Origin of the sequence: Sphingobacterium hotanense (assembly GCF_008274825.1) — a bacterium.
Lineage (GTDB): Bacteria > Bacteroidota > Bacteroidia > Sphingobacteriales > Sphingobacteriaceae > Sphingobacterium > Sphingobacterium hotanense.
In genome coordinates this window covers 1,961,421-1,977,852 of record NZ_CP030848.1, presented here as the reverse complement: position 1 = coordinate 1,977,852, position 16,432 = coordinate 1,961,421, and the positions used below count along the sequence as shown (strand labels likewise).

Sequence of the window (16,432 nt, the reverse complement as noted above, 5' to 3'; positions counted from 1 at the left end):
GGATTGACAGGATCCTGCTAATCCTTAATTCCTTTTTTTCATGGTTCAAAACAAACTTGCCTTTCAAAACCAAAAGTTCAACAAACTTTCCTTCTTGCCAAACAAATCGCTCAAAACAACTCACCAATAAAAAGGCGCCAATGTGGCGCCAATACGCTAATGTCTAATGTCTAATGTCTAAAATCTAATGTCTAAATCCAACATTAGCTTCAAATCCGTTATAAAATTGGTATCCCTCCTTAGCGAGCTCCTCCAAAGATGGCGGGATTTCCCATTGTTCTCCGGCGGCGGCAAAGCCTTTACATTCCTCGACGAATGTTGCTAAACCGACCTGATCTATATGTCCGAATACACCGCCGGTGTGGGGTGGGTAGCCTAGTCCGAAAATGGAGCCTATATCTCCATCGATAGCTTTGCTGAGGATTCCTTCGTTGAGGCAACGGTAGCTATCCAAAGCGACGACGTGCAACAGACGCTTCTTAAGATCTTCGGTGCTTGGGATGTCCTTGCTTACAGCAATTTCGGGGTCTTGCCAATTTTGCTTTTTACCACCATCTGCGGGATAGTCATAGAATCCCTTGCCAGACCTTCGGCCGGATCTACCTTCTGCAATCAGCTTTTTAAGATAACTGAGCGTCCTTTGCTGGGAAGCGTGCAGTTTCGGCAATTGCTCATAAACTTTGACCATCAGATCAAGGGTTATTTCATCTAATACAGCAAGTGGCCCAACGCCAAAACCCGCTAATCTTGCTGCCCCTTCTATTTGTTCTAATGGGATGCCCTCTTGAATCATACTGATACCTTCCAACAGGTAGTTGAAGAAGATGCGCGAAGTAAAGAATGCTGGACCATCCTGAACTACGATAGGTATTTTCTTAAGTTTTGATATAAAATGAAGAGCCTTATTTAACGTCTCTTTGCTTGTTTGCTTTCCGCAAATAACTTCCACAAGCGGCATTCGGTCCACGGGTGAGAAAAAGTGGAGTCCGATAAAATTTGCTGGATTTTTACTGGCAATAGCCAACTTAGAAATGGGTAGCGAGGTTGTGTTCGAAGCAAATACGCCAGCCTCATTCAACAGATCAGCGCTCTCCGCAATAACTTGATTTTTCAAAACGATATCTTCGAATACAGCTTCCACGATCAAGTCGGCATTGCGCATATCCGCAAGATTATCCGTCGCATGAATACGCTCGAGGATAATTTCCTTATGCTTTTCCGTAGCCTTGCCTAGGCTAATAGATTTATCGAGCACTTTTGCCGAATAGGCTTTGCCCCGCTCGGCACTTTCTAAACTAATATCGCGTAATACAACTTCAAAACCTGCTTTTGCAGCTTCATATGCAATCCCTGCCCCCATCATCCCAGCACCGATCACACCGACCTTTTCCATCGGAAATGACGCTGCCGCAGCCGCTGTTTTGGAGGCTTCGGCCGTACCGTAATATTGCGTTCGAAGCATTGCCAAAGGCTCCTTGCGTTGTAAAACGCTACAGAACGCTTCTGCCTCTAGTTCATAGGCATCCGCAAGATTTTCGTTTAATGAATCTTGGAAGACCTGCACAATGGCTAATTGGCCTGGGATAGCCCTATTGATCTTTGAAGAAAGGTTGACGAAGTATTCAGCTTCCGTTTCTTTTATTAGTAGTTGATTGTCTAGATCCAATTGTTTATGTGCAGCAATCCAAGACATGGCCAAAGAAAGTCCTTCCTCCTCATCTTCAAATAGCAGGTTTGCTATTCCTAGTTTCAATGCCTCGTCCGCGCTATATAATTTTCCACTGCTTAAAATATTCAGTGCCCCTTCAGGTCCCAATCGCTGCAGCAAATTAATGGTGCCTCCGAAGCCCGGCATCAAGCCGAACTTTGTTTCGGGAAAACCTAATTTACCCTTGTTCTTCGACAGCAAGATATAGGTCGCCATGCTTGCAAACGAATATGCAGCTGACGAACACTCAGCATGCACAATACAAACGATAGGCTTACGAAATGCCTTTAAGCGGCTGATACGTTTGGACACAGTATTTAATCGATCTACAAACACTTGCCAAGCCATCGCCTCGCCAAAGAGAACCCGATAATCTGTTCCTATCGCCGGGTTTTTAAATTCGAATATGATTGCTTTCGAGCTATCCTCCGCAAGAAAGTCGATGGCCTGCGGAAGTACCTCATCAAAGAAGTCAAGATCGACCGTTATTGATTCTTTACTTGCATTAGAAAACTCGAACCTTAAAATTCCTTGCTGCTCCTTGTCTATTTTGATATTTCTCATGTTGATATTTGGCTGAGGTCCTTATTTATTCTGATACTGCACCTGATCAATCGATGTCTTCGCGATAATCTCGCGCATGATCTCCGAAGTACCTCCAATAATAGTTCCAACCCTCACATCCCGATATAAACGGGCAATTTTATAATCTTCTGTAAAACCATAGCCTCCAAAAAATTGTAAGCACTCATCAACAACTTTTATAGCTAACTCACTTGTTTGTAGTTTAGCAATGGAGCACTCCTTTACCGCATATTTACCCTCATTTTGAAGGTCGCAGCAATGATAGACATAAGCTTTATTAATTTCCACATCGGCAATCAATTGGGCCATCCGATGACGAATGACTTGAAAGTCCTTCAATGGTTTTTTGAACGCAGATCGTTGCTCGATATACTCCAAGGTGTAGTCAATTGCAGACTGCGCCGTCGTTAAACTATGAATTGCTGCCGTTAATCGCTCCAGCTGCAGACCGCCCATTAGATATTTAAAGCCGTCGCCTTCCACGCCCAATAGATTTTCTTTCGGTACCCGCACCTGATTAAAGCCAAGTTCCGCCGTATCAGAGGCATGCCAGCCCATCTTATCGATCTTATTCGCTGTAACACCTTCCGCTTTTCGGTCGATAACTAACAAACTGATACCTTTGCTGCGCGCATTAGGGTCTGTTTTTACGGCGGTAATAAAGAAATCACCATAATAGCCATTGGTGATGAAAGTCTTCGAACCATTCACGATGTAGTGATCTCCCTGCAGGACAGCTGTAGTCTGAATGCCTTGCACATCAGAACCGGCGCCGGGCTCAGTTATAGCTACAGCGCTTACCATATCGCCTAAGATGACTGGTGCTAGATATTTTTCTTTTAAATAGTCCGAACCGTATTTTAATAAATAGGGCGCCGACATATATTGGATGACCAAGGCGGAAATAGTAAAGCCTCCAGAATAACAGTAAGATAATTCTTCACAAAAAATAAGAGAATAATAGAAATCTAAGTCTAACCCATTAAGGTTTTCAGGATAGTTTAGGCCCATATAGCCCATCTCCCCCATTTTTTTCCAAATGTTTTTATCGATCTGGCCTTCTTTCTCCCATTGATCGATGTGGGGGATGATTTCTTTTTGAATAAAATGTCTTAGGCTTTCACGGAAGATTTGATGTTCAGCAGTTAATTCTGTTGCGTGCATAGTTATCTATAATGGTTAAAAAGATTCAGCTTATATGTATTTAGTTTATAATTGCCACACTCTTATTTGATAGGAAAAGTGGGCTGGAATGTAGCTGAAACCGTACTAATTTAATTGAAATTGATGAGAATAACCAAGCGGGTAAAATATAAATAATGATAATTTAATAAAATATTCATATCATTGAACGAACAAAATATCACATTCACAATAAATAGCAAATCATATTAAAACTTTCACAATGAACCACAATTTCTCTTACGACAACACTAAGAACTGGCTTCAAATTTGTGCAAAGAAATTCATTACATTTACCGACAATTAATACTGCTTATGATAAAACCTTTACAATTATTATTACTTATTGTTGCTTTTTGTTTTTTTCAATCTTGTGAGAAGTTAGAGTCTTCACATAATCAAGATGAAGAAACCTTGGCCAAAGTCAAGCTCGAAGGCACCTATGCTATTCTCAATCCCCTTGCATTTCTGAATCTTGAGAGCGGTTTTGAGCTGTTAAATAATAATGCCATCGCGCCGACCGTTAAAAAAATAACGGAAAACACTTATGACATTACTTGGAACCATGCATTAGTGCCTGCCTTAAAAGGCTATGAATTTAAACTCATCGGCAATAATGAAAATGGCGACCTGCAATATGTCGCCAACAATAAAGTTGGGGATGAAGGAATTCTGATGTTCATCATCAATAAAGAGAAAGGAACCTCGCAGCTATCGGTCAATATCAAAGCTGGTGCGGCTAAATATGTTGCGAGCGCTGCGTTGAAAAAATAATATAGGAACGAGCCTAGCAACTAGACAATAGGTAAATCTAAATTCAAAAACATTCATTCTTATAAAAACAAAAAGGGGCGAAACGCCCCTTTTTGTTTTTGTCTTTTCACAACTTACGAATATCTTCAGTTCATAACACACAGAAGCAGCATTAATTATTAAAATAAAGACCTTTAATTTCTTCGATTTTAAAATCAAATACCTCTTCAGGGCAATTCATTAACTGACGGATTCCATTGATTTGGTAGAAACTTTTTTCATCCAAGATATTTAGGAACAGAAAAAGCTCCTTCAAGATCAAGCGTTCTTTATCATCAGAGCGTGTAGAGAGAATCTCCAATAAGGATAACTTAATCTCATTCAGACTTAAATTATAATGTGCTAATCCGCCACCTATACTCCAAAGAGCCTGATCAAGAATGTCCTTATACTGAATTTGATCGAATAGTTTTACCAAAGCTGTCTGCCTTTCAGGACACAAAGATTCCAGATTAGCATAGCCTGAGCAACAATTGGATAGTAAGGCCTTGACACGATCATTTAAGTCCTCTTCCAAGAAAGCTGTGTTTGAATTTTCCATATATTCTGTTTGATTTGTTTTTTTTTATTAATAGTCGAACAAATGTGAGTACCTCGTCCATACAACCTGTGATACATACGTTAAAACATAATGGAAGGGCAAAATCGAAAAGAGTTTAGCAATTGTGGGGATGTTTCAATGACTGGGAACAGCGCATCCTTTCACGACATGTGTGGAAACAATTATTAATACTTTACTTATGACCCGAGGTAAAAACCTGCACAAATATACGTTAACAATAATTAAAATTAAGTTTAAATATATTTATTTATTAATAATTTAATATTATTTTAACACATATCGATATAAAAATTGCCACTTAACCTTAATTAAGTGGCAAAAATTATGTTTTCCCTAAGTAGTAATATTTATGATTGTAATGCGTCTCTATAAGCAAATTCTAATCCAAAAAACTTAAAGTGTACCTGTCAATTCTTTAATATCATTGCAGCTGCTATTTTTGTCGATTTTATTCTACAGAATGGCAACCCTAATTAACGATCGAGATCATGTATATTTGATTATGGAAGATGTAATGATAACTACACAGCGTACCTTGATGCGCAAATTATCGGAAATCGATCGTGAAGGATTCTATGAAATGGATTCAGATCCAGAGGTGCACAAATATATTTTCAAACAACCGATTAATAGTCTGGAAGAAGCCGAGGAAGGAATTCGTTTCATCCAATCACAATATAAAAAATATGGGACCGGACGACTTGCAGTTGTCGACCGGAATAGCAATGAATTTTTAGGCTGGTGTGGAATCAAATTTATAGAAGGACCGTGGAATAATGTTTCCGACTTCTATGAGTTAGGTTATCGCTTTACGCAAAAGCATTGGGGTAAAGGTTATGCGACAGAGACAGCCTCTGCTATTCTAGACTATGCATTTGCGAATTTACCAACTGACGTAATTTATGCAATTACAGATCCTGAAAACTCAGGTTCAAGGCATGTATTGGAGAAGCTTGGATTTGTTTATCATGGGCTTTTCGATTTAGACGGATCATCAACAACCTGGTACATACTGACAAAAGAGTCTTGGGTCAATCGAGCTAACAAAAGATGATCACGCTCCTGCCCTTCAACGAAGAAGATTTTGACCGTCTTATATCCTGGATCAGCGACGAAAAGCTACTGATACAATTTGCCGGCAGTAAATTTCGTTTTCCATTGAACCATGAGCAGCTTAAGAAATACTGTGCCGAAGACAAAAGAAATATATTTAAAGTAATCGACGAGAATAACTTCGAAGTGATTGGGCATGCTGAAGTCTATTGTATCGAGGTGCATACCGTATTAATCTGCAGAGTGCTTATAGGTAATCCACAAAGGCGTGGAAAAGGGTTTGGTACAGCTTTAATGAACGAATTGATAGCTTTCGCAAAGCAAGACGTGCGAGTGGAGAATATTGAATTAAATGTCTATGATTGGAATCTTCCAGCCATCAATTGCTATAAAAAATTAGGCTTTCGCCAATTGCCCGATGGCGACCGCATCACAAGATATGCTAATGAAAGATGGCGTTCTATTCGCATGCGAATGACTCCCGATAATAGTTAACAAACTAATTAACAGATAAATAACAAATGAAATACACATTAAATTTATTCAAATATGGGTATTACTGCTAATTAATTTTGTAACTTTAAGAAAGTATCTTTTGTAGATTTAATCATCAATCATATGGCTGCTTTCAATGATAATTTCTCAAAACAGGCGTCAATATACGTCCAATTTCGTCCCTCCTACCCACATGAGCTATTTGATTATTTACAAAGCTTAACCCCACAACATGAGCTTGCTTGGGACTGTGGCACCGGAAACGGACAGTCTGCAATACATCTAGCAGAATTCTATAAAAAAGTATTTGCTTCCGATCCTAGTGAAGCGCAAATCCAGAACGCTTTCTCGCACGATCAAGTTGTTTACCGAGTAGAAAAAGCCGAAGAGCCTTCATTGGCCAGCAGAACTGTCGACCTGATTACAGTAGCGCAGGCAATACATTGGTTCGAAATTGAAAAATTCTATGAGTCGGCCAAACGCGTCCTAAAGAAAGACGGTATTATTGCAGTTTGGGCCTATGGAATCCCGCAGGTAAATAAAGAGATCGATAAAATTACACAGGACTTCCATGATAAAACTGTAGGCCCGTTCTGGCAACCGCAGAATAAATTAATCGCGCAGGGCTATACCACTATCCCCTTTCCATTTCGAGAGATTGAACCTCCAGAGTTCTATATCCGCAAGCGCTTCAGATTAGATGATCTGTTAGGCCATCTACGCTCCTGGTCTGCAACGCAAAAGTTTATCGATCAAGAACAGATTGATCCTTTAGACTATCTCAAACAACAGCTTAGCGCTTATTGGAAAGACCCTAATGAGATAAAAAACGTATCCTGGAAGATCGCAATTCGCGTAGGTAAGCTGGCAGTTTAATTATGCGAGGTCTTATAGATTAAAACTATTTTTAAACGACTCTGTTTATAGCCTAAGTGGGCTAGTGATAAGCTGTAGTATTTCCATAAAAAAAGGAGATGTCTGAACGGACATCTCCTTTTTTTATATGAAATTTGCTTTCAAACACCATTAGAAACTTTGTCTTTCCATAGAAAGATGAAAGTCTTTTCAACGCGCTAATACTTTCTCGAATGCTCTGCGCGCCGCACCTCTAAAGTAGACCTCCCCACAATACACATAGCCTAACTTCTCAAATACCCTCAACATTCCGGCATTATCAAAATTAGTATCCACTCTTATACTGTAATAGCCCAAATCTTTACATATTGGTTCGACCGCCTGCATAATCCAAGTAGCAATCCCCTTGACATACGGCTCTTGATTCACGGCTAATCGATGTATCCCAGCATAGGCACTATCCGATAGCCAATGACCTTCAATTTGTTCATAAGCGGGTTCTTTATCGAAGATAAGTGCAACATAGCCTAGTATATCATCATGTTCATCCACACAGACATATGCATATTTCTTTTCAATATCATTAGCAACCACATCCGGATTAGGATAGCCGTCCTGCCACTGCTCGCTCCCTTCCTCTCTCCGCTTCGCAATTGCCTGCTGTAGAATTCCCCAAATAAAATCTTTGTCTTCTTCCTGCGCTCGTCTTAATCTTCTTATCTCCGTCATATGATGTGCTGATTTATAATGAATGCTTCATGCCTGATAAAACAAAAATAAACAAACAAAATCTCTAAAACAGAAAAATCCCCGATTCACATCGAGGATTTACCTTGTAGGGTTAACCAAACCCTACGGAACCAATTGAATTAATAAAAACGAATAAAATCCTTATTGATAATCCTTCGGATATTTACCTTTCTCGTATGTTCCAAACCCGAACATACGTGCTTCGAAATTTCCGACAGGATCGATATTTAAATCTTCTTTAATAGCACTCGATAAACCGAGTAAGGAATAGGTCGCATTGACAATCAAGCGCCTTAAGTCTGCACTTTTTAAGTCGATTGAAGAGCCCATGGTTGTTGTGAAAACTTGACCTTTCTTCCCTCCGGGTATTTGATAATCTTTTGTCCAAGCAACCGGCATAATAGTTTTCTGCCAATTGACCGGACTCTCGGCAGTCATGCCCGAAGTAGGCTGTCCGAAGACAAGAATCCGTGCGCCCTTTAAGTTATTACGTATTCCATACACATCGGATGGTACCCAAATATCTTTTACGCCCATTAATATTGGATTCTTTGCTTCAACCTCTAAACCGTTAATCAGTCCACGACTTCCCTCTTTGCCGTGAACTCCATGATGATTGACCCATGTCTCCCCCAATACCAATCCGCCGAACCCACCTTTCCAAGCTTTGCTCTGCTCATTATAAGCATAGTGCTTATAAGGGCTTTTTGATTCTTTAGCAAAATTAAAAGCATGTGTTGCCGTGCGTAAGCCGATAACGGGTTTCCCCGATTTCAAATAATCATCAATATGTTTCATCTGATCATCGGGCAATTCGCGGAACCGAGTCGCTATTACCATCAAATCCGCATCTTTTAAGTTGGAAAGACCGGGTATATTCTTCTGATATTCCGGATTGATCTGCTTTGAATTGGGGTCAATGGCAAACAAGACAACAGTTTCAAAACCATGATGGCTAGTCAATATCTTTGCAAGCATCGGCATACTTTCTTCCGATCGATATTCTTCATCGCCGGAAACCAATACTACTTTTTTCCCTTTTGCTTTTGCAGCGTCCGGTTTGAAGTGCAACCATTCCTTTTGTTGCGCACAAGCAGCATTCGTAACGGCTATTAAGAACAACAAGAATAGTGTCGCTAACTTGGCGGTACGAAAATCTGCTATATGTTTGTACTTGCTCATTATAATCATATCAATCGTTTACAATCTTCCTCCAATACTTTAATCTTTTGCTGCTATGCTGTTTCAACCGCAGATTCTTCCGCATATGTATCGGGTTTGTAAGTTCTCTTTTGCCAGAAATAGAACAGTATAAATAACACAATCAGTATGCCCGGAAATATAGCCAGCTTGGCTAACGTAGCTTGACCTACCGCCAAATCAATGTTGCCTACAGCCTGTCCTGAAGCAACGACTGCTTCTTTTGATTTATCGATCCAACGTCCTATGATTGGCTGAAAAATCGAGGTCGAAAACATGCCTACTCCTCCGATGATCGACATCCCTAGCGCACCACTCAATGGAACACGCTGCGCGGTAGTCGCAATCATGGTCGGCCAGAAATAGCAAACGCCAATCGCAAAGAAAATCGCCGCCACATAAGCCATCCCACCCGTAACAACGGAGAACAGATAGACGCCAATCGTTGCGAATATTGCCGAAAACAACAGCACACCCGTCTGCCCCAATACTTTGATTACCGATCCTGCGAAGAATCGTCCTACCGCCATCACTCCTGTTACCAAAGCCAGAATTAACATTGGACTCGCTCCGCTATCTGCCATAATGATTCCCACCCATTGTTGAGGCCCGAATTCTGAGATGGCTGTCAATGCCATACAACAGAATAGGAATATGAAAATTGGAGAGAACATCGCTTTGAAATTATTGGAAATTGATGCCGCAGCTTCTTGTTTAGGCTCTGGAAATGCCTTGCCCCAGAAGATGATTGCATAAAGTATCGTAGGAACCATGATGACCCACATTTGCGTTTGCCAGGAAGCACCGAAGTCTGTCATGAACTTCGAAATTAAGCTCCCAAGTACGATTCCCCCCGGAAACCACATATGAAATCTGTTTAACATCTTATCCATCTTCTTGCCAGAGTATAAGTCGGCAATCAAAGGATTACAAGCGGCTTCTGTACACCCGTTTCCGAAGCCAATAAACAGCGTGGAAACCAGTAAGGATGTATAGCCTGTAGCAAAGATCGTTAGGATAATCCCCACCGTATGCGAAATAAATGCAATACGCATAATGTTTGCAGGCCCCACCTTATAATAGAACAATCCCCCGAGAATCATGGAAATAGGAAATCCTAAAAACCACATGGAATTGATGAAGCCCAACTGCTCAGCACTAAGATCGAAACTCTTGCCAAGTTGAGGAAGAATTCCTGCGCGGATCGAAAAGGTTAGGCCCGTTGTAATCAGGGCTAAACAGCTCCCTAAAAACAATGCACTACTGTTAACTTGCTTGCTCATAATATCGGTTTATGTTAGTTTATAATGGACAACGAGCAGAAACAAATCGTCCTTTGCCCGCTTAATCTTTATGCTTTGTCGAGCACCTTCCTGATAAAACTATACCCCTCTTCCGCAATTTCCCATGGATCAGAATATTCGCGCCAAACATTAATTGCATTCGCAAAATCAGGGTCGGCACGCGAGAAAGACTCAATTGTGTACCATCCTTCATATTTCGCCTCTTTTAAAGCTTTGAACACTTCTTCCCATCGTACCAAGCCTCTACCTGGCGTTCCTCTATCATTCTCACTGATATGCACATGTGCCAAATGCGGGCTAATACGCGTAATCGGCCCGGCGATACTCTTCTCTTCTATATTTGCATGATGCGTATCATACATTGCTTTCACCTGGGGATGCGCGGTTAATTCAACCAAGGTCGCTAGCTGATCCATCGTATTCGCCAAATAGGTCTCAAAACGATTCACCGCTTCCAACGTTAAAACAATATCCGCCTGCCTCGCATGATCGCCGACTTGTCGAAGTACCTCAGCACTCCACTGATATTCCTGCTCTGTCGGCGCTGCCCTGGAGAATGATCCATGAGCAGAATGAAAGGGTCCGCAAATTATTTTAGCCTGTAAATCATGGGCGCGATCAATCGCCCATTTTATCTTATCGACCCCACGTTGTCTCACGCTAGCGTCGGGAGAAATCGGATTGTCATCGGCACCTAAAACAAATACTCCTGTAATCTCTAAGCCTAAACCCGCTGCATGATTCGCCAACGCTTTATATTCCGCCTCGTCGGGCGACCCAATCAAGGCCTCAATTCCATCGTAGCCAATCTCTTTTAATCGATCCAACAACGGAAAAACTGAGGACGATACACCTGCAGACCATGGCAATAAGTTAAATCCAATTTTATTCATTCCTTCGATTTATCGGTTTAAAAATTCTTGAGAAAAAAGCTCGCAACTCATTGTTGATTTGTCTTTTCACTCAAGTCGACAGTTATTCCTCCCCATTATGGGGAGGTTGGGAGAAACTGTCTTGGTTATAATATATGAAACTAAATAGCTTAATACTCGCTGTTAAAATTAAACGATGATGATTTCCAACACTTTCATGATGTTCAAGGGAGACGTGTTAAAGCCTATATAAAAACACTCTCCCTATTCCATCAAATTATTCTAACCCAAATTAATCTTTCTCTAACGGATGGGACTTCAATAACTCCTCTGGAGAATAGAAACCCTTTTTGTCCTGCACTGCAGCACGAATTGCTTTTACCTTCTCTGGTGAAATAACTCCTGCTTTATTTCCAAAAGTATTTCGCACATAAGTTAATACATCTGCTACTTCCTGATCATTCAACATAGCACCAAACGGGGTCATCGGAACCTGACCTGGATATTTCTTGCCGTTCACCTCAATCGGTCCAAGCAAGCCATGCAGTGTCAACTTGATTAAGCGATCTTCACTTCCTGTTACCCACGCACTTGCATTTAATGGCGGGAAACCAGAGGCTTCCAAACCTTTTCCGTTTGGCTGATGACAGGTAATACAGAACCCTTCTTTTGCATAAATTACTGCTCCTCGTTTAAACTGTTCAAGATCCTTACCCTTCAAAGTTGTCCGTAGACTTCCACCTTCAGACTTCGGTTTAACAGATTTATTATTCAAATGCGCAAATGAGGTATTGTAGGCAGGCTTATTCCACTTGTCCAAAGTCGTAGTATCTATCGCATTCATGAGCTCCAATCCTGTCGCCGGATTCAACCATGATGCCGCAGCAATCAATTCCAGCTTTACTCTTCCGTTCTCATCCTTCGCCGCTTTCATAAATAGCTCTTTATAATTCTTAATCTTATCGGTATTATATCGCAAAGCATGAACCGCAGCCGCACGCGCATGGTAGTCTGATGAATTTAACAACGTTTCCAACAAGCCCGCATCGATTTTATTCGCACCCCAGGTTACCCACATGGCTTCTGTCAGATGATGAAGATACTTCGGATCCTTTTTATCTAATTTCTTTACCCAAGCGAGCGTTTCCTTAACTACAGCTGCATCGTCGCGCATACGTAATTCTGAGCGGCTTCTGTATCTCGTCCTATATTCAGGTAATTTTAAGTTTTCTAATAATTCAGCAATACTAGCTCCATCTACCTTGGCAGGTTTTACTAAAGGTCTGGATGGGTAAGTAACCCGATAAATACGACCATGCACATGATCGCGTAGTGGGTCCCGCGCATTATGCTGCATATGCCCAATCAATATATTATGCCAATCGACCACATATAACGAGCCGTCGGGCGCAAATTCTGAATCAACCGGACGGAAGTTTTTATCGTCCGACCAAAATAGATCTTGACGATGTTGCGACTTGAAACCTGTACCATCATCCACTAAGCTATGTTGCTTGGCACCCAAGAAACCAATTGTATTGTTGATCAAGTAATCTCCTTGCACCTCATCCGGAAAATGACGCGAAGAAACGATCTCCAAGCCAGAGGTTGGGCGAACGCGATGCAGGGTATCGACCAAGCTGAACGATTTATCATTAGCCTCGCCATATCGAGGTTTCATACTCCCTGGCAGCATCCAACGCACATCAGGACCTGAGGTCTCGGAATAGATCATCTGCCCCCAATCGTCGGTTGCAATTCCCCAAGGATTTGGAATGGAAACTTGAGCAACACGCTCTAAGCGTTTGTTCTGGGGTGAGTATCGAAAGAATCCTCCATTGGTTGCCCGTACAGGTCCGTAAGAAGTCTCGACATTCGTATGTAAGAATACGCCCTCGGCCATGTAGATAGCGCCTGAGGGATCCATCGTGTACACAGAGTGTGCATGATGGGTATCATGATCGTCAAAGCCACTTAAGATAACTTCCTTTTTATCAGCTTTACCATCGCCGTCTGTATCCTTTAACAGGACCATATTTTTCCCTTGCGAGACATATACGCCCTCTTTTGTAAATTCGAAACCGATAGGAAGGTGCAATTTATCGGCAAATACCGTTTGTTTATCTGCTTTCCCATCACCGTTCGTATCTTCTAGAATGATAATCTTGTCATTAGGCTTGCCATCGCCGGCTTTCCAATGCGGATAGCTCGGCATCGTTGCAACCCAGAGCCTACCTTTCGCATCGAATGAGATTTGAACCGGATTAGCCAAGTCGGGAAATTCTTTCTCCGAAGCAAATAAGTCGATTTTATAGCCCGGCGCTACATGGAACTTTGCTAAAGCATCCTCGCCATACAGGTATTTCGCTTCTCCCTTCTCCCCAGCGTCGTAATTCGTAGCCACTTCTGGCAATTTTAAGGTATTCCTGTCCATAGCCGCTAGGTCTACCGATTCACCCTTTGCTGCTTTCCAAATCGCTGTATCGCGAATCTCCCCCATTTGGCGTAGCTTCTTGATCTCAAATGGATAGTTATCCGGACCGAATGGATTGAAGCGACGTCCATAGGCATGCACGCCATTTGGTATTTTAAAGTCCTGATGCCAGATCCAGTCCTTCTCTAAGACTGCTTCTTTAATTTTGTCCTTATGTGCAGACGCAGGCCCCTCTCCTTTGCCAAAAATGCCTGTTACTAAGTAATCAGCGAATTTGGCATATCCATCAGCAGAAAGCTGCGAACCATCGATCGTAAGTGGTTCGGAAGTGTTGTTGTACCAGTTTCTACTTACTGAAAAAACGTCTAAGAATGGTACATTCTTTTCTTTGGCAATGGCAGCCATCGCATCGGCATACATTTTAATGTTTGCATTCGTTGCCTCGCCGTTAGGTAAATCATATTTATCCGAAAGATCCTCGAAAGCGATTGGAGACACTAAAACCAGTGTTGTCCCCTTCCCGCCATTGTAATCTTGTTTTTTGGTATGTTCGATAAATGCGGCGATTTCTCCCTTAAAGTTGTCCAGGCCCTCAGCACCTTTAAACGACTCATTATAACCGAAAAAACCAATAATTACGTCTGGCTTTAACATTTGCAGCCAGGCATCCTCTGTGGGGAAGTGGCCTTCGCTACCTGTATTGATATCGTATTCTGGATTGAAGGCTTCTGCCCCGTCAAATGCCCAAGGTGAATTGCGCGAAGGGTGAGGCCGGAAGCCCGCCGTATTTCCGGGGTTACAGATGTTGCGGATATACAATAAACTATCCGGGAAACGCGTATGCAGCTCTGTATCAAAATCACCATACTCCATCATGCGCGAGCCCAAATTATTGCCAATAAGAAGAACACGAGAGCCCTTATGAATCTTGACAGGCTCCATGGATGGCTTTTTAGAACAGCCATAAAGCAGCAATAGCACAACAAAAACAAGGAATGGTAATCTCAGATTCATATAAATAAGTAGTATGTATTAGGTTTATGCCCTGAGCCAATAGGCTATACAGATTCAGGTGATAACCAAATATAAACTTCCCATTTGATAATGGTATCCTGTACTATCCTGATTATTTACTTTTTAAAAAAAACAAAAACAGAAAGCACCATCAGAACCAAAAAAAAATGATTGCCTATAGGCTAACGCCTCAGACAATCATTTATATGAACTAGAAAAAAATGCAGTCTATGCTCCTAAAGCTGTAGAAATAGAGTTTGAGCTAATGAAAGCGACGCGATGCCCCAACTCCAGCAATTTGGCTTGGATGGCATCCTCTACTCGGTCTAGCGATTTGATGCGCATAATAAATTGCTTATCATCCAAATCGAAAGAATGCAATTGTATATGTGGAATTGTAAGCTCCAATGTTTTAATAAGCTCTTCTCTGGCCAGCATGGTCTTTAAAGGTGCTCTGAATGTTAATATGTAGTGTTCCATAATAAATTTGGTAGGGCTGTTAATGTATTACTATCGCAAAGCGAATACGTACCGCCTTATCGATAGTCAAATTTAGAAAAGCTTTCTATTAAAACAAGTAATCAATTGTTTTATTATTGTCATGATTTACAGACAATGTAAATAGGCAACCCTTTAAAAAGCTGTTCTAAAGGCTACCTGTTAAAATATTTCATTAATATTATTTTAACAAAGTGTATAGCTACGTGGAATAGTTATCTTTGTAAACTTGATTAAACCAAGAAAAACATTGGATAATGAAAAAGAAGAGTAGTTCGGAACAGTTGCTGATGTTGCTGAAGATGCGCTGCGAACTGGATGCCGCAACAGTAGCAAAGGAATTAGCGATGACGAAAGAAGGCGCGCGACAACATCTACTTAAGTTGGAAGAAGATGGATTGGTGAAAAAGGAATGTAAAAGCGTAGGCGTAGGACGTCCTTTTAGCTTTTATTCATTGACCGATGCCGGATTAGCAAAGTTTCCCGATACACATGCCGATGTAACTGTACAACTGCTAGATTCGGTACGTAACATTCTAGGCGAAAATGCTTTAGAACTTTTGATCAGCGACCGCGAAAAACAAACTTACGAACGCTACGAGAATGAGTTGAAATCAGCAAAGTCCCTGGAAGACAAGCTGGAGCGATTAAGCAAAATTCGATCTCAAGAAGGCTACATCGCAGAATGGACGAAAGAATCGAGCGATTATTATTTCATAGAAAACCACTGCCCTATCTGTGCCGCTGCACGCGCCTGCCAGCGCTTCTGTCGTGCTGAACTCCAGAATTTCCAAAAACTGTTCGGCAAACAATTCAAAGTCGAACGAACGCAACACATCCTAGCCGATGAAAACCGCTGCGTCTATAAGATTGAGAAGCTCGAAGAAAAATAAAACCCCAGCATTATTTTATTTTAGTTAAAAGCGCACTTCGGGTTGCTTAGTGGCAGTAATGTAGCTAAGTGATTCGAGATAGGTCCTTTTATCTCCTTATTCAAACCCAAATCTTAGCCCTTTCAAAAGGGTTCTGATTTGGGTTTGTATTGGGTTTCCATTGGGTTTGAAAGGGAAGTGAGTTAAGGTAGTTAGTTGACTTTTGTGTTTGAAC

Annotated in this window: 14 protein-coding genes; 5 read left to right on the top strand and 9 right to left on the bottom strand. The window is 41.3% G+C overall.

Going from position 1 to position 16,432, the window contains the following annotated elements; genetic code table 11:
* Positions 1-184: 184 nt before the first annotated feature.
* Together DSM08_RS08155 and DSM08_RS08150 are read right to left on the bottom strand one after the other, a co-directional pair.
* Positions 185-2,272 (bottom strand): 3-hydroxyacyl-CoA dehydrogenase NAD-binding domain-containing protein, encoded by a 2,088-nt coding sequence (locus DSM08_RS08155; RefSeq protein WP_149525697.1) that lies wholly within the window; start codon positions 2,270-2,272, stop codon positions 185-187.
* A 21-nt stretch (positions 2,273-2,293) separates the two neighbouring features.
* Positions 2,294-3,457, bottom strand: a complete 1,164-nt coding sequence (locus tag DSM08_RS08150) for an acyl-CoA dehydrogenase family protein (protein WP_149525696.1) — start codon at positions 3,455-3,457, stop codon at positions 2,294-2,296.
* 333 nt (positions 3,458-3,790) lie between these two features.
* On the opposite strand from DSM08_RS08150, the gene DSM08_RS08145 reads away from it, so the two are divergent.
* A complete protein-coding gene (locus DSM08_RS08145; protein WP_149525695.1) occupies positions 3,791-4,249 on the top strand; it encodes a hypothetical protein in 459 nt (152 codons plus the stop codon).
* Positions 4,250-4,400: 151 nt separating this feature from the next.
* Here DSM08_RS08145 and DSM08_RS08140 read toward each other — a convergent pair whose 3' ends face one another.
* Positions 4,401-4,829, bottom strand: coding sequence for a hypothetical protein (locus DSM08_RS08140; protein WP_149525694.1), 429 nt, complete (start codon positions 4,827-4,829; stop codon positions 4,401-4,403).
* Between the two features lie 481 nt (positions 4,830-5,310).
* On the opposite strand from DSM08_RS08140, the gene DSM08_RS08135 reads away from it, so the two are divergent.
* The 3 genes from DSM08_RS08135 (at position 5,311) to DSM08_RS08125 (ending at position 7,274) form a co-directional block, all read left to right on the top strand.
* Positions 5,311-5,904, top strand: a complete 594-nt coding sequence (locus DSM08_RS08135; protein WP_223110884.1) for a GNAT family N-acetyltransferase — start codon at positions 5,311-5,313, stop codon at positions 5,902-5,904.
* Positions 5,901-6,398 (top strand): GNAT family N-acetyltransferase, encoded by a 498-nt coding sequence (locus tag DSM08_RS08130; RefSeq protein WP_149525693.1) that lies wholly within the window; start codon positions 5,901-5,903, stop codon positions 6,396-6,398. Before DSM08_RS08135 ends, DSM08_RS08130 begins: the two co-directional genes overlap by 4 nt.
* A 123-nt stretch (positions 6,399-6,521) precedes the next feature.
* Positions 6,522-7,274: a class I SAM-dependent methyltransferase gene (locus tag DSM08_RS08125; protein ID WP_149525692.1), complete on the top strand. Its 753-nt coding sequence runs from the start codon at positions 6,522-6,524 to the stop codon at positions 7,272-7,274.
* 189 nt (positions 7,275-7,463) lie between these two features.
* On the opposite strand, the gene DSM08_RS08120 is transcribed toward DSM08_RS08125, so the two are convergent.
* From DSM08_RS08120 to DSM08_RS08095, 6 genes are all read right to left on the bottom strand, one after another.
* The gene (locus DSM08_RS08120; protein ID WP_149525691.1) at positions 7,464-7,982 is read right to left on the bottom strand and encodes a GNAT family N-acetyltransferase; all 519 of its coding nucleotides are present in this window, start codon (positions 7,980-7,982) and stop codon (positions 7,464-7,466) included.
* Between the two features lie 162 nt (positions 7,983-8,144).
* A complete protein-coding gene (locus DSM08_RS08115; protein ID WP_223110883.1) occupies positions 8,145-9,185 on the bottom strand; it encodes a ThuA domain-containing protein in 1,041 nt (346 codons plus the stop codon).
* Positions 9,186-9,238: 53 nt separating this feature from the next.
* Positions 9,239-10,486 (bottom strand): MFS transporter, encoded by a 1,248-nt coding sequence (locus tag DSM08_RS08110; RefSeq protein ID WP_149525689.1) that lies wholly within the window; start codon positions 10,484-10,486, stop codon positions 9,239-9,241.
* A gap of 68 nt (positions 10,487-10,554) precedes the next feature.
* Entirely contained in the window at positions 10,555-11,400 is an 846-nt protein-coding gene (locus DSM08_RS08105) for a sugar phosphate isomerase/epimerase family protein (protein ID WP_149525688.1), read from the bottom strand.
* A 271-nt stretch (positions 11,401-11,671) separates the two neighbouring features.
* Positions 11,672-14,827, bottom strand: a complete 3,156-nt coding sequence (locus tag DSM08_RS08100; protein WP_149525687.1) for a PVC-type heme-binding CxxCH protein — start codon at positions 14,825-14,827, stop codon at positions 11,672-11,674.
* A 228-nt stretch (positions 14,828-15,055) separates the two neighbouring features.
* Positions 15,056-15,307, bottom strand: a complete 252-nt coding sequence (locus DSM08_RS08095; protein WP_149525686.1) for a hypothetical protein — start codon at positions 15,305-15,307, stop codon at positions 15,056-15,058.
* Positions 15,308-15,582: 275 nt separating this feature from the next.
* Here DSM08_RS08095 and DSM08_RS08090 point away from each other — a divergent pair, with 275 nt between their 5' ends.
* Positions 15,583-16,218, top strand: coding sequence for a helix-turn-helix transcriptional regulator (locus DSM08_RS08090; protein WP_149525685.1), 636 nt, complete (start codon positions 15,583-15,585; stop codon positions 16,216-16,218).
* Positions 16,219-16,432 lie beyond the last annotated feature (214 nt).

Coding starts and splice junctions, on each gene's coding strand:
- DSM08_RS08155 (WP_149525697.1), bottom strand. CDS start 2,272: ATGAGAAATATCAAAATAGACAAGGAGCAGCAAGGAATTTTAAGGTTC.
- DSM08_RS08150 (WP_149525696.1), bottom strand. CDS start 3,457: ATGCACGCAACAGAATTAACTGCTGAACATCAAATCTTCCGTGAAAGC.
- DSM08_RS08145 (WP_149525695.1), top strand. CDS start 3,791: ATGATAAAACCTTTACAATTATTATTACTTATTGTTGCTTTTTGTTTT.
- DSM08_RS08140 (WP_149525694.1), bottom strand. CDS start 4,829: ATGGAAAATTCAAACACAGCTTTCTTGGAAGAGGACTTAAATGATCGT.
- DSM08_RS08135 (WP_223110884.1), top strand. CDS start 5,311: ATGGCAACCCTAATTAACGATCGAGATCATGTATATTTGATTATGGAA.
- DSM08_RS08130 (WP_149525693.1), top strand. CDS start 5,901: ATGATCACGCTCCTGCCCTTCAACGAAGAAGATTTTGACCGTCTTATA.
- DSM08_RS08125 (WP_149525692.1), top strand. CDS start 6,522: ATGGCTGCTTTCAATGATAATTTCTCAAAACAGGCGTCAATATACGTC.
- DSM08_RS08120 (WP_149525691.1), bottom strand. CDS start 7,982: ATGACGGAGATAAGAAGATTAAGACGAGCGCAGGAAGAAGACAAAGAT.
- DSM08_RS08115 (WP_223110883.1), bottom strand. CDS start 9,185: ATGAGCAAGTACAAACATATAGCAGATTTTCGTACCGCCAAGTTAGCG.
- DSM08_RS08110 (WP_149525689.1), bottom strand. CDS start 10,486: ATGAGCAAGCAAGTTAACAGTAGTGCATTGTTTTTAGGGAGCTGTTTA.
- DSM08_RS08105 (WP_149525688.1), bottom strand. CDS start 11,400: ATGAATAAAATTGGATTTAACTTATTGCCATGGTCTGCAGGTGTATCG.
- DSM08_RS08100 (WP_149525687.1), bottom strand. CDS start 14,827: ATGAATCTGAGATTACCATTCCTTGTTTTTGTTGTGCTATTGCTGCTT.
- DSM08_RS08095 (WP_149525686.1), bottom strand. CDS start 15,307: ATGGAACACTACATATTAACATTCAGAGCACCTTTAAAGACCATGCTG.
- DSM08_RS08090 (WP_149525685.1), top strand. CDS start 15,583: ATGAAAAAGAAGAGTAGTTCGGAACAGTTGCTGATGTTGCTGAAGATG.